General features: G+C 32.5%; 21 protein-coding genes and 1 pseudogene. 12 read left to right on the forward strand and 10 right to left on the reverse strand.

Annotated features, from left to right (window positions below):
- The 6 genes and pseudogenes from COE53_RS24145 to COE53_RS20140 all read left to right on the forward strand — a co-directional run.
- Positions 1-237 (forward strand): annotated as a pseudogene (locus tag COE53_RS24145) (hypothetical protein); the annotation flags it as partial.
- Positions 238-338: 101 nt separating this feature from the next.
- Positions 339-1,295, forward strand: a complete 957-nt coding sequence (glsA, locus tag COE53_RS20120; RefSeq protein WP_069035262.1) for a glutaminase A — start codon at positions 339-341, stop codon at positions 1,293-1,295.
- 635 nt (positions 1,296-1,930) lie between these two features.
- Complete coding sequence (locus COE53_RS20125) at positions 1,931-2,680, forward strand: sulfite exporter TauE/SafE family protein (RefSeq protein ID WP_069035261.1); 750 nt, start codon at positions 1,931-1,933, stop codon at positions 2,678-2,680.
- A gap of 112 nt (positions 2,681-2,792) precedes the next feature.
- Positions 2,793-3,284 carry a DinB family protein gene (locus COE53_RS20130; RefSeq protein ID WP_098948630.1) on the forward strand — a complete coding sequence of 164 codons (492 nt, stop codon included), beginning with the start codon at positions 2,793-2,795 and terminating at the stop codon, positions 3,282-3,284.
- An 11-nt stretch (positions 3,285-3,295) separates the two neighbouring features.
- Positions 3,296-3,772, forward strand: a complete 477-nt coding sequence (locus COE53_RS20135; RefSeq protein ID WP_098948631.1) for a GNAT family N-acetyltransferase — start codon at positions 3,296-3,298, stop codon at positions 3,770-3,772.
- 28 nt (positions 3,773-3,800) lie between these two features.
- Positions 3,801-4,283: a methylated-DNA--[protein]-cysteine S-methyltransferase gene (locus tag COE53_RS20140; RefSeq protein ID WP_098948632.1), complete on the forward strand. Its 483-nt coding sequence runs from the start codon at positions 3,801-3,803 to the stop codon at positions 4,281-4,283.
- A 68-nt stretch (positions 4,284-4,351) separates the two neighbouring features.
- Here COE53_RS20140 and COE53_RS20145 read toward each other — a convergent pair whose 3' ends face one another.
- The 4 genes from COE53_RS20145 to COE53_RS20160 all read right to left on the reverse strand — a co-directional run bounded on the left by COE53_RS20145 (position 4,352) and on the right by COE53_RS20160 (position 10,572).
- Positions 4,352-5,503, reverse strand: coding sequence for an AI-2E family transporter (locus tag COE53_RS20145; protein WP_069035257.1), 1,152 nt, complete (start codon positions 5,501-5,503; stop codon positions 4,352-4,354).
- A gap of 122 nt (positions 5,504-5,625) precedes the next feature.
- Entirely contained in the window at positions 5,626-7,548 is a 1,923-nt protein-coding gene (locus tag COE53_RS20150) for an LTA synthase family protein (RefSeq protein WP_069035256.1), read from the reverse strand.
- A 233-nt stretch (positions 7,549-7,781) separates the two neighbouring features.
- Entirely contained in the window at positions 7,782-9,659 is a 1,878-nt protein-coding gene (locus COE53_RS20155) for a vWA domain-containing protein (protein WP_069035255.1), read from the reverse strand.
- Between the two features lie 19 nt (positions 9,660-9,678).
- Positions 9,679-10,572, reverse strand: a complete 894-nt coding sequence (locus tag COE53_RS20160) for an ATP-binding protein (RefSeq protein ID WP_069035254.1) — start codon at positions 10,570-10,572, stop codon at positions 9,679-9,681.
- A gap of 385 nt (positions 10,573-10,957) precedes the next feature.
- Between COE53_RS20160 and pflB the strand changes: the two genes are divergently transcribed.
- From pflB to COE53_RS20175, 3 genes are all read left to right on the forward strand, one after another.
- The gene (pflB, locus tag COE53_RS20165; protein WP_286162604.1) at positions 10,958-13,183 is read left to right on the forward strand and encodes a formate C-acetyltransferase; all 2,226 of its coding nucleotides are present in this window, start codon (positions 10,958-10,960) and stop codon (positions 13,181-13,183) included.
- A gap of 95 nt (positions 13,184-13,278) precedes the next feature.
- Positions 13,279-14,028, forward strand: coding sequence for a pyruvate formate-lyase-activating protein (pflA, locus tag COE53_RS20170; protein ID WP_069035252.1), 750 nt, complete (start codon positions 13,279-13,281; stop codon positions 14,026-14,028).
- A 177-nt stretch (positions 14,029-14,205) separates the two neighbouring features.
- Positions 14,206-14,385 carry a hypothetical protein gene (locus COE53_RS20175; protein ID WP_069035251.1) on the forward strand — a complete coding sequence of 60 codons (180 nt, stop codon included), beginning with the start codon at positions 14,206-14,208 and terminating at the stop codon, positions 14,383-14,385.
- Positions 14,386-14,491: 106 nt separating this feature from the next.
- Here COE53_RS20175 and COE53_RS20180 read toward each other — a convergent pair whose 3' ends face one another.
- The 4 genes from COE53_RS20180 to COE53_RS20195 all read right to left on the reverse strand — a co-directional run bounded on the left by COE53_RS20180 (position 14,492) and on the right by COE53_RS20195 (position 17,610).
- A complete protein-coding gene (locus tag COE53_RS20180) occupies positions 14,492-14,617 on the reverse strand; it encodes a YfhE family protein (protein ID WP_069035250.1) in 126 nt (41 codons plus the stop codon).
- A 68-nt stretch (positions 14,618-14,685) separates the two neighbouring features.
- Entirely contained in the window at positions 14,686-15,246 is a 561-nt protein-coding gene (locus COE53_RS20185) for a GNAT family N-acetyltransferase (RefSeq protein ID WP_025671591.1), read from the reverse strand.
- 318 nt (positions 15,247-15,564) lie between these two features.
- A complete protein-coding gene (locus tag COE53_RS20190) occupies positions 15,565-16,695 on the reverse strand; it encodes an amidohydrolase (RefSeq protein ID WP_025671592.1) in 1,131 nt (376 codons plus the stop codon).
- A gap of 18 nt (positions 16,696-16,713) precedes the next feature.
- Positions 16,714-17,610, reverse strand: coding sequence for a TIGR01777 family oxidoreductase (locus COE53_RS20195; RefSeq protein WP_098948634.1), 897 nt, complete (start codon positions 17,608-17,610; stop codon positions 16,714-16,716).
- 79 nt (positions 17,611-17,689) lie between these two features.
- Between COE53_RS20195 and recX the strand changes: the two genes are divergently transcribed.
- Both recX and COE53_RS20205 read left to right on the forward strand, forming a co-directional pair.
- Positions 17,690-18,505 (forward strand): recombination regulator RecX, encoded by an 816-nt coding sequence (recX, locus tag COE53_RS20200; RefSeq protein WP_098948635.1) that lies wholly within the window; start codon positions 17,690-17,692, stop codon positions 18,503-18,505.
- Positions 18,506-18,571: 66 nt separating this feature from the next.
- Positions 18,572-18,895: a YfhH family protein gene (locus tag COE53_RS20205; RefSeq protein ID WP_069035247.1), complete on the forward strand. Its 324-nt coding sequence runs from the start codon at positions 18,572-18,574 to the stop codon at positions 18,893-18,895.
- A gap of 18 nt (positions 18,896-18,913) precedes the next feature.
- Here COE53_RS20205 and sspK read toward each other — a convergent pair whose 3' ends face one another.
- Positions 18,914-19,069: a small acid-soluble spore protein K gene (sspK, locus tag COE53_RS20210; RefSeq protein WP_082459389.1), complete on the reverse strand. Its 156-nt coding sequence runs from the start codon at positions 19,067-19,069 to the stop codon at positions 18,914-18,916.
- A 119-nt stretch (positions 19,070-19,188) separates the two neighbouring features.
- Between sspK and COE53_RS20215 the strand changes: the two genes are divergently transcribed.
- Positions 19,189-19,467 (forward strand): YfhJ family protein, encoded by a 279-nt coding sequence (locus tag COE53_RS20215; RefSeq protein ID WP_069035246.1) that lies wholly within the window; start codon positions 19,189-19,191, stop codon positions 19,465-19,467.
- Between the two features lie 47 nt (positions 19,468-19,514).
- Here the strand turns inward: COE53_RS20215 and COE53_RS20220 are convergent, their stop codons facing one another.
- A complete protein-coding gene (locus COE53_RS20220; RefSeq protein ID WP_098861267.1) occupies positions 19,515-20,492 on the reverse strand; it encodes a metal-dependent hydrolase in 978 nt (325 codons plus the stop codon).
- Between the last annotated feature and the right edge of the window lie 35 nt (positions 20,493-20,527).

The raw sequence follows: 20,527 nt of genomic DNA on the forward strand, positions 1-20,527 counted from the left end.
GCAGGCAGAGCAGAAAGAGCGGGAAATGCAGGCAGAGCGGAAAGAACGGGAAATGCAGGCAGAGCAGAAAGAGCAGGAACTGCAAGCAGGGGAGATAGACTGAGAAATGCCGGTAGAGCGGAAAGACCAGGAAATGCGGGGAATTCTAGAAGAGGCGAAAGAACAGAAAGTGTTGGAAGATCAAGAAGTGCAGGGAAATCAAGAAATGAAGGCAGATCTAGTAGAAGAAGTAGATAAGAAAAACGTGAAGAGTAGGTAGTTAATAGTTGTAGGAATAATCTTATAAAGTGATTTTGGGAAGGTCTTTTCCCTTAAAAATTAAATAAATAGGTGATTTTATGACGCAGAATGGATTTCGAGAGGAAAAAGAAGTACACAATTTAGAGGAATTGAAAGCCCTTATTGAAGAGGCAAAAGAGTTTATTCCGTATGGAAAAGTAGCCAATTATATTCCTGCTCTTGCAAAGGCAAATAAAAAGGATTTATCGTTGGCTGTGTTTTTGCCTGATGGAAGACATTTTGAGGCTGGAAATACGAGCATTCGTTTTACTTTGCAAAGTATTTCGAAGGTAATTTCGCTAGCTTTAGTTTTAATGGATCGTGGCGAAGATTATGTATTTGAGCGAGTAGGGATGGAGCCTACAGGAGATCCGTTTAACTCAATTGCAAAATTAGAAGTTAGGTCTGCTGGAAAGCCGTTAAATCCAATGATTAATGCGGGGGCTTTGGCAGTTACAAGTATGATTAAAGGTCATAGTATAAAAGATCGCTTTCAACGACTTTTAAACTTTATGAGAGTTTTAACAGATAATAAAGATCTTTCTTATTCGAAAGAAGTTGCTACATCTGAATTTGAAACAGCGCACTTGAATAGATCGCTTTGCTACTTTATGAAAGAGCATGGAATTATTACTGAAGATGTTGAATTGTTATTAGATTTATATACAAAACAATGTTCAATCGAAATAAACTGTTTAGAAATGGCGAGAATAGGACTTATTTTCGCGCTTGATGGTTGGGATCCAATTTCTAAAAAGCAGCTTATACCTGAAAAAATCGCAAAGATTTGTAACACTTTTATGGTTACTTGTGGGATGTATAATGCATCGGGTGAGTTTGCGATTAAAGTTGGAATTCCTGCTAAAAGTGGTGTTTCTGGCGGTGTTATGGGTGCGGTACCTCGCCGATTTGGAATTGGTGTTTATGGCCCGTCACTTGATGAAAAAGGAAATAGTATAGCCGGTATAAAATTATTAGAGTTACTGGCTTCACGATATAATTTGAGTATTTTTTAAATATAGAGGGCTGTCCATAAGTCAGGTTAATTGACGGGTGGGCAAGCTCTTTTTTATGTTGATGCGGGGTATCTCGTCAGTATTATTCATTTGTGAGGGGGGGACTGCTACTCTTTATAGTAAACTAGCATATTTTTATCGTTTTTTATCCGATTAGAGAATACTTAGAGCGATTTTGCTATTATTCCAGTTGAAATTTAGCTATTTCTGCCTGGTAATTACGTTTTAATACCTGTACTACTATAGGTATTCTTCTAACTTATTTGCGATTCTTGGGATTTTAATTGCAGTTTTGCTATTTTTATTTGCGATTCTCTAATTTTAATTGCAGTTCTGCTGTTATTATTTGCGATTTTCGAAATTTAATTGCAGTTCGCTGTTTATTTGCAGCTATTCCTCATTTAATTGCACAGTTAGCTCCCTTATTTGCGGACTACTATCACTTATTTGCAGTACTGACTTAATTGCAGTTTTATCACGTTCCTCATTTTAGTGATAAAGTCCCAATCCTCTTTTAATTTCTCTCCTTAGTCCTGCTATTCCATAATCAACCACAAATAATGAGGTCTTTAGTTTCCCTTTTTTCGAATATTTTGTGTATAGTAAGGGTAGACGCAAAAAAGGGAGATAGGAAAATGGACTCACTATTATTACTTTTTATTTTAGGAATCGGTGCAGCAGTAGTTGGAACATTAGCAGGTGGCGGGGGATTAATTACACTCCCGATGATGATTTTTCTTGGCATTCCTATTCAAACGGGTATTGCCACAAATAAGTTTGCCTCAGGTCTAGGGTCGTTTAGTAGTATTCTTTATACAATTAAAAAGAAAGATTTTAAGGCTTCAGTCATTTTTCAATTTATATTAGTTTCTTTCATTGGTGGGGGAATTGGTGCATTTGTAACGAGTATGTTAGATGAACATGTAATGAATATTGTGGCATTAGTCTTATTAACTGGTTCATTATGGTTAACTTTTGCAAGTAAAAAGTGGAACTATGAAACTACGAATAAAAGTGGTGTTGAAAAGCAAACATTGCTAGATAGGGGCATTTTGACGGGTATTGGTGTTTATGATGGGGGCTTTGGTCCAGGTTCTTCAACATTTGCAATCTTGTATTTTATTAAAAAAGGGTTTACTTATGTTAATGCAGTTCAGTTGGCTAGAGTATTAAATTTTGGGAGTTGTTTATCAGCATTTATTATATTTTATATGACAGGTCACTTCCAATGGAAAATTGCTGTGACGATGGCTGCTGCTTCAATTGTAGGTAATCAAGTAGGATTAAGATTTGCGGAATTTGTTCCAATGAAGTTAGCTAGAATTCTATTAATTTCAGTTTCTGTTTTATTAATTGTTCAAGTAAGTTTAAAGTTATTTGTATAAAAGAATCAAGGTCTGTGGATGTTTCCGCAGACCTTTTATCATTTTACTTAAAGGTAATTTCTACCACTCAATAGAATAGCTTAATTAATCAATAATTTAAGAGGTGATTGTAGTGAATCTGAAGGAATATCAATGGGTAAAAGAAAATCGTGAAGCATTGTTAAATTTTTGTGGTGAATTAAAGCAAGAGGATTTTACTCGTAAATTAGACGGGTTCGGTTTCCAAAGTGTTAGAGAAACTTTACTACATATGGCTGAATGTTATATTGCATGGGTTGGATCCTTTATATTATTGAAAACGAAAAAGCCAATTACGCCAAAGGGAAATGTTGTAAATCTTAGTCTTGATGATATTAAATCAAGATTTGAACAAGCTGATCTATTCGTGAGTGAATTATTGGATATGAAACTTGATCAATTAAATAAACCAATTGTAAGAAAGATTCCTTGGAGAGATCAAAATGAAGAAATATCTATCACACCGATAAAATTACTAGTACATGCAATTACACATGAATATCATCATAAAGGACAAATTGTCTCGATGGCTCGACAGATGGGGTATATTCCACCTAATACCGATGTTTTAGGTACAGAGGATTAAGGGGGCATAAAATGAATTTGAGGTTGGCAGAAATAAAAGATATTGAGCAGTTAATTAAGATGAGATGGGACTTTACTTTGGAAGATTATGAGACTGGAAGAATTAAAGAGAGCGAATACAATGACTTTTACAGTGAATGTCGTGATTTTTTACTAAATGCAATAAACAGTAAACAGTGGTATATATGGGTTGCTGAAATAGAAGATATAATTGTTTCCCATATTTATATTGAACTTATTCAAAAAGTACCCCGACCTGGTAGAGTGACTAATCCTTTTGCTTTCATGACGAATGTATATACATTAAAGGACTATCGAGGGAAGGGGATTGGAGGAAAATTAATCTCCAAAGTGAATAAATGGGTAAGTGAAATGAAGTTCGAATTTGTTATTGTTTGGCCAAGTGAGCAAGGAGTTAATTTTTATAAGAGGAACGGTTATAATCAAGGTACTGAAGCAATGGAGTATTTTCCAAATTTAGATAGATAATCTAACTTAATACATAGGAGAATGATTTATGAATCAATTAGATACAGCTTATATAGACACTCCGTTAGGTACATTGAGGATCGTTGGAAATGCAAAAGGAGTGTCATATATAGATTTTGTCAAAGAAGACAATGATGAAATTCAAAAAATAGTACCTCCTTCTTTAAAGGATGCTGCAAATGAGCTAATTGAATATTTTAATGGATCTAGGAAGGAATTTAGTATTCAATCAATTGCAAAAGGAACTCCTTTTCAAGAAAGTGTGTGGAAGGAACTAGTTAAAATAAAATATGGAGAAACTGCTTCATATGCAGATATTGCTAATCGTATAGGGAACCCGAAGGCAGTAAGAGCTGTTGCGAATGCAAATGCAAGAAATCCATTAAGTATTATCGTTCCATGCCATCGCATTATTGGGTCAAATGGTAAGTTAACTGGTTATGCTGGTGGACTGTGGAGGAAAGAATGGCTCTTAAATAGAGAGCAGGGAAGAGAGACGTTTAACTTGTAAAAAAAGAGCAGGAATAACGGAAGTGTTAGGAGTGGAAATCACTCCAACTTCATTATTCTTGCTCTTTTTTATTCTTTTTGGTCGTTATCGTTGTTAATGTTTATTTCGATATTTGTTTCAATGTCGTCATCAATAATCTTATCTGCGAATTTTGCTTTTTTCCTTAAATTGATGATCCTAGATATATTAACAATCACTACTTTACAAATTGCATAGGTTGGCACAGCTAAAACCATACCAAGTACACCAGCAAAGTTACCAGCGAATAATAATAATAGAATAATCGTTAAAGGATGAATATTTAACTTTTTCCCCATAATATATGGTGAGATTAAGTTTGAATCAATTTGTTGAACAATTACAATGATTAGTACAACGAATAACGCTAATTTTGGAGAAATTAGAGCCGCAACGATCACTGCAGGAGCTCCACCGATAAACGGGCCAAAGTATGGGATAATATTTGTAATAGCAGCTACTAACGCTAAAATTAGGGCATTATGTAATCCGATAATACTATATCCAATAAATGTTCCAATTCCAACGAAAATACAAACAATCGTTTGACCTTGAATGTAAGATGCTAATGTTTCGCCTGTTTCATTTGCAATATGAATTGCTTCTTTTCTTAAGCTTTGCGGTAAAAAACGCGACATCGCAGCTGGAAACTTATGACCATCTTTGAACATATAGAACAGTATAAATGGAACTGTTAATATGATTAACGTTACATTACTTAAAATATTGAAAAACGCACCAATTCCACCAGTTATGCCACCGATAAATACTAGGGCATAGTCTGCGACTTTCTTTTCTAAATCTTTAATTTCAACGTAATTTTGACTTCCTAACCATTTCTCTAATAGACCAATCTTATTTGTTGCTTCATTTACAATTGTTGGCATATTATTTACTAAATCTTTAAATTGATCAGTTAAGGTCGGGAATACATTAATGATAGATACTACAGCAATTAGGATTAATCCGAGATAGAGAAGAAGAATGCCTATTGAACGAGGCACTTTTTTACGCTCTAAAAAATCAACTATTGGTGCGAATAGGAAATATAGAAAGACTGAAACAAGTATTGGCGCGAATAAAGTACTAACTAAAATGCCAATTGGTTGAAATAAGAATGATATTTTTGTTCCAACGAATAAGACTAAGAATAATAATAGTAATTCGATCGTCCAAAATAATAACTTAGAGTTTTTATACAATTAATATCCTCCCACTATATTTTAATTAAAAAACTATGTATAAATACCATATTATAACAAAAAGAGATGCTTGTAAAAGCATCTCTCGGTGGATAAAATTAAAAATTTAATTGAAGTACATTTTACTGATTTGGTTCAGTTATTGTTTGCATTGTACCTGTTTTATGCTTGTTGCCACTGTAGAAACGGAATAAATCACCGTAAACAATATTATCTGAAAGTGTTAGTTCTTTTTTAGCTTTATCAATTAATAGTTTCGCTTCTTGATCAGGAACTTCTACTTTTTCAGCAGTTAATCGATTATAAAATTCATTAGAGCCAGCTACATAATAATATTTACTTGTAACGAAGCTTCCATCACGGAAAACAATGAATTCCGAATAATCTGGGCTAAATAAATCTTTACCAAATTCAATATCTGATTTTGTATCAACGCCTAACAGATGAAGAATCGTAGGTTTTACATCAATTTGACCAGCAACCTTTGAGATTGTTTGACCTTGTTTTTGCATAGGTAAATGAATAATAAATGGTGTACGTTGTAAATCCATATGATCATATGGAGTAATTTCGTCTTTACCTAAGAACTGAGCCATTGCACGATTGTGGTTTTCAGAAATACCATAATGATCACCATACATTACAAGAATTGTATTATCATATAGACCTGATTTTTTCAAACCTTCAACAAAGTGTTTAATTGATTCATCCATATATCGTACTGTCGTTACATAACGATCAAGTGTCTCGTCACCAGAATTATATTGATCAATGTATTGATCTTGAGGATCAAGTACGAAAGGATAGTGGTTTGATAAAGTTAAGAATCTAGTATAAAACGGTTGTTTCACTTGTGATAAAAGAGGAAGTGATTGTTGAAAGAAATCTTCATCCTTTAATCCCCAGTTTACCGAGTTTTCATCGGTAATATTATAATCTACTTCATTAAAGTAGCGATCGTAACCTAAAGAAGGGTACATTACATTTCGATTCCAAAAGCTTTTATTATTTGCATGGAATACAGCTGAATAATATCCTTGATCTTTTAAAATTTCAGGTGTAGCCATATATTCGTTATTTGCATGTGTAAAATAGACAGCACCGCGGTCTAATGGATATAAAGAGTTATCAATAATGAACTCCGCATCAGATGTTTTTCCTTGGCCGGTTTGGTGATAGAAGTGGTCAAAATAATAACTTTCTTTAATGTATTTATTTAAAAATGGAGTTATTTCTTTCCCATTAACCTTTGCGCCAATTGTGAAATTTTGCATTGATTCTAAAGAAATAACAATAACATTTTTTCCTTTATATTTACCGAAAAGCTTGGCATTTGCTTTTGCGCCGTTACTATTTACATAGTTTTCAATTTCAGTTAATTTACTACTATCCGCAAAGGCCTTTTGTGTTGAAGTCTTTGTTTGAAGTGATAAATCATAACCTTGGTACACATATAATCCAAGATTTTTTACAAGCATTTCACGATCAAACGAACGAGTAAGTAATTCGGGTCTTTCCATTTCAGCTAAACCTAAGTTTAAAACTGCAATTGCAATCGTAATTAAATAGTAAGTTGACTTCATAAATGAAGGTACTCGACCAGTGTTTGAAAATTTAGGAAATTTCTTTGAGATTAAATATAGGATAAGAATATCAATAAACATAAAAAGAATTTTAAAGCTTGCTAGTTCTTTTACGCTTGATCCTAAATCACCCATATTACTAGTTTGGAACAGCACTGGTAATGTTATGAAGTCATTAAAGAATCCGTAAAATAAAACGTTTCCACATAATAGTAAGGTTAAAATGAAATTAATCAAAAGCGCGATCGTATTACGTTTTTTCCCTTTGAAAAAAAGTGCGATCCCTACAAGGAATAATGAGGATGCCAAAGGGCTAATAAATAATATTACATTTTGAAAGACGGTATCAATTTTTAAATCGAATCCAAACAGAGTAACAATATACGTTTTTAGCCAAACTACTAACGCAACTAGTAATACGAAACGTACACGTGAAAATGTTGCTTTAATTGAAGTAGGCATAGTCCTAATCCCCCTTAAATACAAAACAAACTAGCGGTCATTCACTAGCTTTTCTTTAAATATGCATCTCTCTAAGTCGTCAAAATTTATCGTACTCCGTTTAATTTTAAAAATCAATAGGAAATACGATTTCATTATGTAAATCTGTTCGACAAAATATTCTAACTTCTTATAAAATAAAAAGAAATAGGTTACTAGTAAACCTATTTCTTTTCATCTTATGGACAACTATCTTATTCTATGCTTCTTAATAATAACTTTTTTAACATTGGTTTTAATTGTAGTCTTAAATCTTCTGCATTTGAAGCGATTAAGTAATGGTGCTGATAAATATTTTTCATTAATTGTGAAGTTTCTTCTTGATGTTCTTCTTCCTCAATGAATGTACCGATTACCTCAATTCCAAGTTTTCTAGCTTGTTTAACTGCTTCATGCGTATCGATAATCCCATCTTGGAAATAATCTAATGCTGAAGGTTCGCCGTCTGTAAATACGAGTAAAAACTTATGCTTTTCCGAACGTTTAGCTAGTTCTTCTGAAACAATTCGAATCATTAAGCCGTCACGATTGTCCTCTTCTTCTTGAAGCTGCATGATATTTGGACCTACAGAAGGTGATAAAGAGCTTGAAAACGGAATGACTTGATGTAAAATATTTGGTTTGTTTTCTTTTGTAGCATTTGAAGCATCCTCCCAAAAGCCGCTAATGCTATGAGAGATTTTTAATTGTTTTAATGTTTCATGGAATAAAATGACGCTTTTTTTCACTTCATCCATTTTATTAAACATCGATCCCGAGCAATCTACTAGTAAGTAAAATACAGCATCTAATTCTTTCGATTCAGTTTGTTTTTTATAAAACATTTTAGGATTTTCATCTGTGAAAAGTCGAATCCATTTTTTATTTAACCTACCATAGTATTTATCAGTAGGTGCATTTTGTTTATTTTCTAATGATTTTTCAATCGTTTTTCTTAGTTCTTTAACATCTTTAGATACCATTGAAGACAATGTAGAATACTGTTTCTTTTCAGTAACTGTTTGCCCAATTGCTTCTTTATATTTAATAGAAACATTACTATTGTATTTACCAAAAGGATTTTGCTGCGCAGAGGATGAATTCGTAGCCTCATATGAATCAGTTTGTTTTGACTTTTTATTCTCTCCTTGTTTAGAGGAACCAAATGCATTTGCAATTGCCTGATCGCCGGCCTCTTCTTCTCGTGCAAAATTTGCTTTAATAGAAGTTTTTGTACCACTTTCAACTTCAAATCGTAAAAAATTATCATCTGTTTCATTATTTTTACTTTCTCTATGCCAGGTTGATAATCTTTCATCTTCGCTATTTCTTTCATCAAGACCCTCTTGTTGGTCGTCATTTTGAAGCTCTTTTACCTTACTATTACATGAAGCTAATTCGTTAATTTTATTTAACGGTAAATAGCCAAAATATGTGTGAATCATATCTTCCTTATATAGTGAGAGTAATCTCTGCTGCACTCTAAATACAATAGAAGAAATATCACTTGTTTTCTTAGCTTCAAACGCTTGGAAGAGGATGGGTAAAATATCCTCTAGTTGTTCATTCGTTTGATAAGTTAATTGAGTAGAAGTAAGTGAAAGATAAATTAAACAAAACAACTGATCTAATTGGAAATTACGCATTTCATTTGCTTTGAATTGTGATTGAAAATAATGTCTATATATTTTTTTTCTCGTAGAAAATAATTGTCTTGTACCTGGCCTTTGATGAATAATCAACTCTTCAAGTCGGATATCCTCAAGAAGGACAAACAATTGTGTGAAAAAACTTTTTAAATGAGTTTCTTGTAATTCCTTTAGTGTATCTTTGAATTCACTAAAATCTGAGTAATGTTTATTACCTAAAGCTTTTAAGTAAACATCTGATTTCAAACCTTGTAACTGTGTACTATGCTCTTGTGTATCCCAAAAATGACTTACAGTAAATTTTTGTTCTTCATCGTCGTAATACGCTTGAAAATCAAATTCTAAAAATGAACTACGATCTTTCGAAAGAGAAATTGATAAATTTTCCATTTGAAGAAAAGTAGAAGCGTCGATTTTTTTATTGTTAAAAATGATTTGTTTCATATGTTAATCATCACTCATTTCAAGAAAGAAAATAACTTTCAGCTAGTTCTCTAACAGTCTCGCGCTCAATGTCATCACTTAATTTAGCGATAATTGTGCGTTCAATTGCTCGAAGCACTGGTATATGAACAGATAAATCACATGCGTCAAGAACACCGCGAATACTTGCTGCATCTTCACTAATTCTGCCTTCACTTGCTAATGGAATTAAATCACTTGAAAAGTTTGTGAATTTCTTCAGTAGTTCTTCATCTTTTAGCTCAGATTCATCTTTTAATAACTGAAGTAATGATTCCCCATTAATATATGGAACATCTATGATAATGAAGCGATTTTTTAAAGCTTCATTTAATTCGCTTGTTCCTACATATCCTTCATTTATTGCGGCGATTACTCTAAAGTTTTCGTCACCTTTTACTACTTCTTGAGTAAATGGATTTGTAATCATTTTTCGATAATCAAGTGCACCATGTAGTAATGGTAATGTTTCTGGTTTAGCCATGTTAATTTCATCAATATATAAAATATGACCTTTTTTCATTGCTTTCATTAAAGGTCCATCGATGAATACTACTTCAGATCCGTTCGTATTAGAGGCAATTGTGTTGTATCCAACTATACCTTCTAAATCTAAATCGACTGAACAGTTTATGCTGTGCATCGGTTGATAAAGCAATTTTGAAAGAGTCTCTGCTAAAACCGTTTTACCACTTCCTGTTGGACCTTTTAATAATATATTTTTACCAAGTAGAAGGGCAGTAATAGCATCTTCTAAAATCGTTTTATCTTGAGAAACATATTGTTTTGTTCCGATTAATAATTGCTCTTCTTTTAGAACTTTTTGAATTTGTTCATTATATATTAAATTTAATTTTTCATTAATCGAACTAGAAAGATTTAGTTTTGTATTCATAAATTACTCCTTTATATAAACATTGTTCAATTGGACTATTCATTTGTGTATTAACCATAGTATTATCGCATATTTGAATTGTGAATGTCTTGTCCACATATTTTTAAGATTTTGCTAATACAGTTACTATCTTTTGAGTATAACAGTTTGTCGTTTAACAGGAAAGTTTTCAGAGTGAATTACTATATATATGAAGCAACTGTAATTTAGTGGAAAGAATTAAGTGTTTATATGAGTTAACTTTCTAACTACTTTGTTCAATTTTTCACAATATGTTCATAATACAAAGGATTGTTTCGGTTCATCGTATGTTAAATTAGATATGTAATCTGTTATATACTTAATTAACTTTCTGTATTATATGCAGAAGAGGAGGAGTAATACGATGGAACAATGGAGACAATTTGAAACTGGACGATGGGAACAAACGATTGATGTAAGGGACTTTATTCAAAAAAATGTTAAATCTTATGTTGGGGATGACTCTTTTCTTTTAGGCCCAACAGATGCAACTAACAAACTATGGGATCTAGTACTTAAATTATCTAAAGAAGAACGCGAAAATGGCGGAGTTTTAGATATGGATACGAAAATTGTATCTACGATTACTTCACACGAACCAGGATACTTAGAGAAAGAATTAGAGCAAATTGTCGGATTCCAAACAGATAAACCGTTTAAAAGATCATTACAACCATTTGGTGGAATTCGAATGGCTGAAGCATCATGCGAGTCTTATGGATATAAGGTAGATGATGAAATAAGTAAAATATTTACAGAATATCGAAAAACACATAATCAAGGCGTATTTGATGCCTATACATCAGAAATGAAAGCAGCAAGACGTTCGGGTGTGATTACTGGTCTACCTGATGCTTACGGTCGTGGAAGAATTATTGGTGACTATAGAAGGGTAGCGTTATATGGTGTAGATCGACTGATCAACGATAAAATTGATACTTTAAATAAAACAACAAGTGTTATGTCAGAAGAAGTAATAAGGGATCGTGAAGAAATAAATGAACAAATCCGTGCATTAAATGAATTAAAACAAATGGCAACAAAACATGGGTTTGATATTGCTAGACCTGCGACAAATGCAAAAGAAGCTTTCCAATGGTTATATTTTGGCTATTTAGCAGCAATAAAAGAACAAAATGGAGCAGCTATGAGCTTAGGGCGAGTTTCAACATTTTTGGATATTTATATAGAAAGAGATCTTGAAGAATGTACTTTAACTGAACAAGACGCACAAGAATTAGTCGATCATTTTGTAATGAAACTGAGATTAGTCAAGTTTGCTCGTACGCCTGATTATAATGAATTATTTTCTGGCGATCCTACTTGGGTAACAGAGTCAATCGGTGGAATAGGAATAGATGGTCGTCCACTTGTAACAAAGAACTCATTCCGTTTTTTAAATACTTTAGATAACCTAGGACCAGCTCCAGAACCTAACTTAACTGTCCTTTGGTCATCAAAACTACCAGTCGGATTTAGACAATATTGCGCAAAAATGTCAATTAAAACTAGCTCAATTCAATATGAAAATGATGATATCATGCGTCCGGAATATGGTGATGATTATGGCATTGCATGTTGCGTTTCCGCTATGACAATCGGTAAGCAAATGCAATTCTTTGGTGCACGTGCAAATCTTGCTAAAGCATTGTTATATGCGATTAATGGTGGTAAAGATGAAAAGTCAAAAGCTCAGGTAGCACCTATGTATGCTCCAATTACATCTGAGTATCTTGACTATGAAGAAGTAAAAATTAAGTTCGACGTTTTATTAGATTGGTTAGCAGGCTTATATGTTAACACATTAAATTGTATCCACTTTATGCATGATAAATATAGCTATGAACGAATTGAAATGGCGTTACATGATGCAAATATAAAACGTACAATGGCAACAGGTATTGCAGGATTATCAGTTTGTGCTGATTCATTATCAGCTATCAAGCATGCAAATGTTAAAACAATTCGCGATGAGAATGGAATCGTTGTTGATTTTGAAATTGAGGGAGAGTATCCAAAATACGGGAACAACAATGATCTTGTAGATGATATTGCTGTAGAACTTGTTGAAAGCTTTATGGCAAAAGTAAGAAAGCATAAAACATATCGTAATTCAATTCATACAACATCAGTGTTAACGATTACGTCTAATGTTGTTTATGGTAAAAAGACGGGTAATACACCAGACGGAAGAAAAGCAGGTGAACCATTTGCTCCAGGTGCCAATCCGTTACATGGACGAGATACAAATGGAGCGCTAGCATCATTAAGTTCTGTAGCGAAATTACCTTACGAGGATGCACAAGATGGAATTTCAAATACTTTTTCAATCGTTCCAAAAGCTTTAGGTAAGGACGAGAGTACACAAATATTAAACTTAGTAGCAATGTTAGATGGATATTCGGAAAAAGGTGGCCATCACTTAAACGTAAATGTGTTCAATCGAGAAACATTAATGGATGCGATGGAACATCCTGAAGAATATCCACAATTAACGATTAGAGTGTCGGGTTATGCAGTTAACTTCATAAAACTAACTAGGGAACAACAAATTGACGTAATAAATAGAACTTTCCACGGTTCTATGTAAAAATCCCTGTAATTCATGCCTAGTGAGGGAAATGCTTCACTAGGCTTTAATGTTTTTACTAAATTAGGAAAAAAATAGTTAAGAGGTGAATGACAATGGTTTCAGGAAATATACATTCAATAGAAACTTGTGGAACTGTCGATGGACCAGGTCTTAGATATGTAATCTTTACTCAAGGATGTTTATTAAGATGTCAATATTGTCATAACGCAGATACGTGGAAAATTGGAGCAGGTAAAGAAATGTCAGTTGATCAAGTAATAAAGGATATCAAGACCTATATCCCATTTATGAGATCATCTGGAGGTGGGGTTACGGTTAGTGGTGGAGAACCATTATTACAATTAGACTTTCTATTAGAACTGTTTAAATCTTGTAGAAAAAATGGGATTCATACAACGATTGATACATCTGGTGGATGTTTCAGTACTGATCCAAACTTTCTATTAAAATTAGACGAAGTATTAGAATACACTGATTTAGTTTTATTAGATTTAAAGCATTTTGATGGAAAAAAACATATAAAACTTACGGGAAAATCAAATGAGCAGATTAAATGCTTTGCTAAATACTTGGACAATAGAAATATCCCGGTTTGGATTAGACATGTATTAGTTCCTGGAATCACCGACTCTGAAGTTGATCTAATAAAACTAGGTGGCTTTATAAAGACTTTAAGTAACGTGGAAAAAGTAGAAATTTTACCATATCATCAATTAGGAGTTTATAAATGGGAAGCATTAGGATTAAAATATCCTTTAAAAGATATTCAACCACCATCAAATGAAAGTGTAAATCATGCTTATCAACTATTAACTCAAATGAAAGAATTACAAACTTGTTAATAAAACTAATTACTTTGAACTGTCCTTTTTATGTTAGTAGGCGTCTAACATTTAAAGGACAGTTTATTTTATTAGCTTTTTAAGATTATTTAGACGATTGACTAAAATAAATTTGAGGTTAGTGAATATAATGAAAAATAGTCATTTTTAGTTTCTTATTTTAAAGGGTGAATTTTAATGAAGGAGTTTCGATTTTCTTGGTATGTTTTAATAGATGATCAGAATGGAATCGAAGGGGGATCTTTTGTTCGAGGAGAAAAAATTGAAGATGAAATGCATCGAATAAAGGAAAAACTTAGTAAGGAATATTATGTTAGACCGTCCTCGGTTTATATTATTGAATCAAGTGAAATTTAAATAAGATATTGTAAATTTTGCAAGATAGTTATACGGAGCATTACTCGTTATAAAATTATTCTAGAAAAACAAAAAAGGCTTCCTAAGAAAGCCTTTTTGAATAAAATTATTTGCCTATGCCATTAAAATTAGTATAACCTGCAGCACGATCAGCTCTTTTAAATTCTTTTGCATATAATACTTCTTGAGTAGAACTTAAATTACGTCTCGTTTTATCTTTTCGTTTATCCACAAAAAACACCTCGCTAAGTTATAAAATCCTTAGTAAGTCTCTCCATTTTTTGTGGCTGATATACTTAATTATGCTTCTTTTAAATGTGTAACTTCATGTTGTTGGTAATCTTCACGCATTGTATGCAATAAATAATTGTCTTTAGTAATTTCAAATAGATCGTAAATTTCTTCATTTTGATTTATTTCATCATATAGACATTTACGTGATTCATTTGCTAATGATGCGTATGGTAGTTTACTTGCAGCATAAAAAGAACGTTTATTCACTTTACGAATACGCATAAAAATAGAGTTGATTCCTAAATCGTGAAATAACTCATGGAAGAAAGCGTCTTTTGCTGGTTTATTATAACCCATTCCGTGAAAAGGTTTGCCTAACCAAGTTCCTAAAAAGCCATATCCATCTTCAATATCATGTAAAGAAATGTTACCAATAGGGTTACCCCACTCATCTAAGATTGTTCTTGATATCATTTTTCCTTGTTCTTCTAGTTCGATTGCTTGTTTTGTGATAAATAAGAATTCTTCGTACGAATTTGCTTTATGGCGCACAAAGGGAAAGACATCAGGATGCACCATAAGTTCAAAAAGTACAGAACAATCTTGTAAATCTCGCTGTTTCAGCATCTCTACTCCTCCTCATAATAAGGGTAGCGAAAGAAGGTTACGCCACCCGCGAAATTTTTGTGAGGACTAAAACAATAAAATTTAAAGTCCTGTGAAGTGCATTAACTATGAATAAATTATGAATAATTTTTTAATGCACCCTAAAATTTCGGGGTGGGAATCGAACCCACTAGGACCAGCGATTTACTGGTGGCTCACCATTTGCCTTTCCCGTTAAAATACTATATAAGAAAAGTGTTTTCACACTTTCTATTTAATTTACCGCAAACGTTCTTACTATACTATAATAAACGATTTTGTTCAAATTGCAAACTAAAATTATTCGATATTTTTATACACAATTCTACCATCTATGACAGTGAGTAATGGTTTAGCCATATAATGAAACGGATGATGGGACCATAATACTACATCACCATCTTTACCAATTTCTAAGCTACCAATTCTATGAGATAAATTAAGATTTTTTGCTGGATTAATCGTAATTGCTTTTAAAGCTTCGAGCTCAGGTAAACCTTCTCGAACTGCTATAGCTGCACATACATTTAAATACTGAATTGGCGTATAAGGGTGGTCAGTTGTAATTGAAACACTTACCCCAATATCAGCAAGAGCTTTGTATGTAGTCCAGGATTTATTTTTTAATTCGATTTTTGAACGTCTAGTTAATGTAGGACCAACAGATACTTGAAGGTTTCGATCCTTTAGATGGTCAATAATTAAATGACCTTCTGTACAATGTTCAATTCGTATATCTAAGTTAAATTCTTCTCCAAAACGTATAGCTGATAAAATATCATCTGCACGATGAGCATGAATTCGTACTGGAATTTCTCTATTTAAAGCTTTAATAATTGGTAAAATTCGAAAGTCATCTGGGTTATGCGAGTTTTTAGCTTCATAGAATGCTTCACGAAGCATTCCCATAATACCCATTCTAGTAATTGATTCTTTATTCCCGTTACTATGAGTTCTTTTTGGATTTTCACCAAAAGCGATTTTCAATCCAGACGGTTCTTGAATAATCATTTTATCGACACTTTTACCATATGTTTTAATTGTACAAGTTGTTCCACCAATTACATTTCCACTACCAGGCATAATATGAGCTGTTGTAATTCCATGTTGGATTGCATCAGTAAAAGCAACATCAAGTGGCAATATTCCATCCATTGATCGAATATGTGGAGTCAATACTTCAATTGTTTCATTCGCATCATTTCCAGCCCAACCAGTTCCTTCGTCGTACAGTCCTAAGTGAGTGTGTACATCAATAAAACCTGGAAAAAGTGGTTTTCCTGCACATTCTATGACAATTGTTTGATCTTCAATCGAAAAAATCTCAGGTGCAATTTCTTTTATTTTCCCATTTTCAATTAACAAATCATGGTTATATAAGACTTGAGATGTAATGGGGAAAATGGTTGCATTTTTAAATAATAGATTCATGATAAATCCTTTCAAATACTAATTTAAAGTTAACAGTAAAGCTTCTTTTAAAGATGGGAATTGAAAGTTATAATTAGTTTGAATGGCTTTTGAAGGAATAACTTTTTGACCTTCTAAAACTAGCATACTCATTTCACCTAGTAATAATTGAAGGGCAAAATTTGGAACTTTCAATTTATTTGGTCGATGTAAAGCTGCTGAAAGAGCTCTGCTAAACTCGTTCATTGTTACTGGATTTGGTGACACTAAATTGATTGGTCCTCTAATTTCGGTATTTTTTATCGAATGAAGGATTAGTCCAACAACATCCTTCTCATGAATCCAAGATATCCACTGGGTACCTTTTCCGATTGGACCACCCATAAACAATTTATAAGGCAAAATCATTTTTGGAAGTGCTCCACCATTTAACCCTAAAACAAGACCAAATCTAGCGAGAATAGTCCGAATTCCCAAATCTTCAGCTTTTCTGGCAACAGTTTCCCATTCTCTTACAGTTGATGCTAAAAAATCATTTGAAATAGGCTTGTCATGTTCATTAAAAGTTATAGATCCCGAGGTTCCATAAAACCCTATTGCGCTAGCATTAATAAAAAGGTTTGGACGATGGGCTTGTCTTTCAAACCATGTAATTAGAATATTTGTAGATTTTATACGACTTTGTAAAATTTTGTCTTTTAATTGTTTAGTCCACCTACCGCTGTTTATTGATTCACCGGCTAAGTTAATGACTACATCAATGGATTCCCCAAAAGAATTCGAGGTTAATTGATCCCAATTAATATAAGTAATAAATGGATTAGATGATGTTCTTATATTTCTTGTGACAATATAACATTGAAATTCATGTCGAATAAATTCATTTATTAATTGAGATCCAATAAACCCTGTACCGCCTGTAAGAAGAATCTTCATCCACGCATCTCCTTAATACATAATATGATATTATTATTTTTATGTGTACATAAAAACAAAATTTCTTTTGAGGTAAATTATGTCTATAATTACGAAAATACAAGTTCAAAAATTAAATAAAGAACGATTTAATATTTACACGGATAGTGGTAATGGTGAAGAGTATTCGTTTAGTGTAGACGCTGATACTCTTGTTAAATTTAACATAAAAAAAGGTCAATCGTTTGAGCCATTTGAACTAGAAGAGATATTAAATGCCGATCAACTTAGAAAGGCATATCTATCTAGTATTGTTTATTTATCTAGAATGATGAGAACAAAAAAAGAAATAGAACAATATTTAACAAAGCAAGAATTCTTAATTGATACAATCCAAACTACAATTATCCGACTTGTAGAAGAAGGGTATATTAATGAAGAAAAATACGCTGAAAGCTATGTCCGCACGTCTATAAATACGACTTTAAAAGGACCAACAATCATTAAGAATGAACTACTAGCAAAAGGAATTCAAAATTCTGTAATAGAGAAAAGCTTAATTTTATTTTCAAAAGATAAACAAATTCAACATGCTATTTCACTCTGTCAAAAAAAGGTTTCTGCACTTTCAAAGTACTCAACAAATCAAAAAAAGGCAAAGCTTGAAGAACTACTGAGAAGAAAAGGATATTCTGCAAACATCACTTCGATTGCAATTGAAGAAACACAATATGAAAGTGAAGAAGATGATGAATTACAAACTCTTTTAATACATGCTAGAAAAGCGAAAAAGAAATATGATAAGTTAAGTGGCTGGGAATATACTCAAAAAATGAAAACAGCATTATTTCGAAAAGGTTTCCCAATTGATTTAATTGAAAAAGCAATTTTAATTTTAGAAGAGGAAGAATACTAAAAAATTGGTTGTCTGTTATTAGCTTGATATAATAAAAATATCTAAATGATTTAGAGGAGACTTAAAATGGAAATTCCAAAACGATATAGTGACTTAACAAAAGATGAATTAGTTCAAGAAATCAGCAATTTGAATCATCAAGCTAGAAAAGCTGAACAAATGGATATGATCAATGAACTTGAAGTAATACTACGTAAAAAAACGATGGCTCAATCATATTTATTAGACGCAAGTCAATTTATTCCTGGCGAGCAATATGAATTAATTGAAGAACCAGGTGTATTATTTATGATCACATATATGAATGGTATTTTTGCTTGGGGTCATAAAAGTACTAGTGAGGAAGAAATAGGAATCCCAATCGCATTATTAAAGAAACCAGGGATGTAAAAACCCTGGTTAAATTTTCTATTCATCACGATTACTTTTTGCCATACGATCTTGCGGATTTGTATTAATGCTCCCATTTGGACGGATAGAAGCATTTTGTGATTTGTAATCTATATTACCATCAATAGCCATATCGTGCTTTTGTTTTGAAAAACGTTCACTTTTTGTTGTCATCTTAAAAACCCTCCTAGTGATTAAAACGAATTGATGAAACGAACCATCATCAATATGATGACCATTTTGAATTTAGATATGATGATAATAAATGTTTAAAAATTGGAAGGTGTAATTATATGGAGAAATATTTAGAGCAATTAACTGAGCTTTTACTAAAAGAAAATAGTCATTTAACATACTCACAAGCAAAAATTTGGGTTGAATGGCTATGGGAAGATTTTGAAGCAACTTATGCTAAAGCTGGAGAATATCATGGAGAAAAAATGTCTAAAAAGGTTGTTCAACAATTTATATTCCAATATGGAAAATATTTGCATGAAACAGATATAAAAATTGCAAAGCCACCAGGATTAGAAATTATAGAAACGAAAGAGAAAGATAATCTTCTTCATTAAAAAAATAACCCTTAGCAAAAAATTGCTAAGGGTTATTTTTTTGTTTTTCATGATTCCGCTTTTAGTTTTTTCTGTAATTTTTTCTCACTAAAGATCCAGCCAGTGAATGAACTAATAATATTATGTTCGTAGTCAAATTTGACTACTGCAACAAATGGGTAATATGTTTCGGTCCTGTACCTTAAATCGATTAGTCTTAATTCTTTATGGTCGTCATGTCCAATCAATTCCCAAATATAAACTGGTGAAAATGCTAGGAATGATTTAACGTTTTCATCCTTAAAGGCTGCTTTTACGTCTTCAATTACTGGTAACGGGATCCTTTTAAATACGTCGTGGATTTTAAAGATTCTTTTCTTTATTTTACCAACGTAATGATGAGAATCTGTACTTGCTACAATATGATAATGAGTGTATTTTATAGAAGGTGAAACATAGACACGTTTTACATCCGGCAATTTTTTTGTGACTGTTTGAATCACGATTTGTTTTTGTCGATATCTAAACGCATAGTAAAAAATCATAATGAAATAGAGCATGACACAGATCGGACCGGCTCTAAAATGAAAAATAACAAATGGAACTCCAACTAAATGGATTGCAAAAATAATTGGATCGAAAGTATTTATGATACCAAAAGCAATCCAGCGTTTTGAAAAAGGCCTTAGTGCTTGGGTTCCATAAGCATTAAATAAATCAACAAATACGTGTACACTTACTGCTAGGAAAGACCAAAATAAATAGAGTCCAAAGTGTTCTCTATTATTAAATAATGTCATAAGCGCAGAAAGTGATAATGTCCATAAAATAACTGCTGGAATTGAATGCGTAATTCCACGATGATGTTTTAAATATTTTGCGTTATTTCTTAATTTTAATATCGTGTCACTGTCTGGTAATTGTGACCCGATGATTGTTGTTAATAAGAGTGAGTTTGTCAAATGTGGGTCATGTAGGACAATTGGACTCAGGGTTGCTAATCCGCCAAGTGTAAATCCCATTACAAGATGAGTACCAGTATCCATGTAGTTCCTCCCTTTACTTACCCTTTTAAATTTTA

Source organism: Bacillus sp. AFS029533, from assembly GCF_002585125.1.
Lineage (GTDB): Bacteria > Bacillota > Bacilli > Bacillales > Bacillaceae_G > Gottfriedia > Gottfriedia luciferensis_B.

Excerpts from the sequence above, each read along its gene's own strand:
- glsA (WP_069035262.1), top strand. The coding sequence starts at position 339 with ATGACGCAGAATGGATTTCGAGAGGAAAAAGAAGTACACAATTTAGAG.
- COE53_RS20125 (WP_069035261.1), top strand. The coding sequence starts at position 1,931 with ATGGACTCACTATTATTACTTTTTATTTTAGGAATCGGTGCAGCAGTA.
- COE53_RS20135 (WP_098948631.1), top strand. The coding sequence starts at position 3,296 with ATGAATTTGAGGTTGGCAGAAATAAAAGATATTGAGCAGTTAATTAAG.
- COE53_RS20140 (WP_098948632.1), top strand. The coding sequence starts at position 3,801 with ATGAATCAATTAGATACAGCTTATATAGACACTCCGTTAGGTACATTG.
- COE53_RS20150 (WP_069035256.1), bottom strand. The coding sequence starts at position 7,548 with ATGCCTACTTCAATTAAAGCAACATTTTCACGTGTACGTTTCGTATTA.
- COE53_RS20155 (WP_069035255.1), bottom strand. The coding sequence starts at position 9,659 with ATGAAACAAATCATTTTTAACAATAAAAAAATCGACGCTTCTACTTTT.
- COE53_RS20160 (WP_069035254.1), bottom strand. The coding sequence starts at position 10,572 with ATGAATACAAAACTAAATCTTTCTAGTTCGATTAATGAAAAATTAAAT.
- pflB (WP_286162604.1), top strand. The coding sequence starts at position 10,958 with ATGGAACAATGGAGACAATTTGAAACTGGACGATGGGAACAAACGATT.
- pflA (WP_069035252.1), top strand. The coding sequence starts at position 13,279 with ATGGTTTCAGGAAATATACATTCAATAGAAACTTGTGGAACTGTCGAT.
- COE53_RS20175 (WP_069035251.1), top strand. The coding sequence starts at position 14,206 with ATGAAGGAGTTTCGATTTTCTTGGTATGTTTTAATAGATGATCAGAAT.
- COE53_RS20185 (WP_025671591.1), bottom strand. The coding sequence starts at position 15,246 with ATGCTGAAACAGCGAGATTTACAAGATTGTTCTGTACTTTTTGAACTT.
- COE53_RS20190 (WP_025671592.1), bottom strand. The coding sequence starts at position 16,695 with ATGAATCTATTATTTAAAAATGCAACCATTTTCCCCATTACATCTCAA.
- COE53_RS20195 (WP_098948634.1), bottom strand. The coding sequence starts at position 17,610 with ATGAAGATTCTTCTTACAGGCGGTACAGGGTTTATTGGATCTCAATTA.
- recX (WP_098948635.1), top strand. The coding sequence starts at position 17,690 with ATGTCTATAATTACGAAAATACAAGTTCAAAAATTAAATAAAGAACGA.
- COE53_RS20205 (WP_069035247.1), top strand. The coding sequence starts at position 18,572 with ATGGAAATTCCAAAACGATATAGTGACTTAACAAAAGATGAATTAGTT.
- sspK (WP_082459389.1), bottom strand. The coding sequence starts at position 19,069 with ATGACAACAAAAAGTGAACGTTTTTCAAAACAAAAGCACGATATGGCT.
- COE53_RS20215 (WP_069035246.1), top strand. The coding sequence starts at position 19,189 with ATGGAGAAATATTTAGAGCAATTAACTGAGCTTTTACTAAAAGAAAAT.
- COE53_RS20220 (WP_098861267.1), bottom strand. The coding sequence starts at position 20,492 with ATGGATACTGGTACTCATCTTGTAATGGGATTTACACTTGGCGGATTA.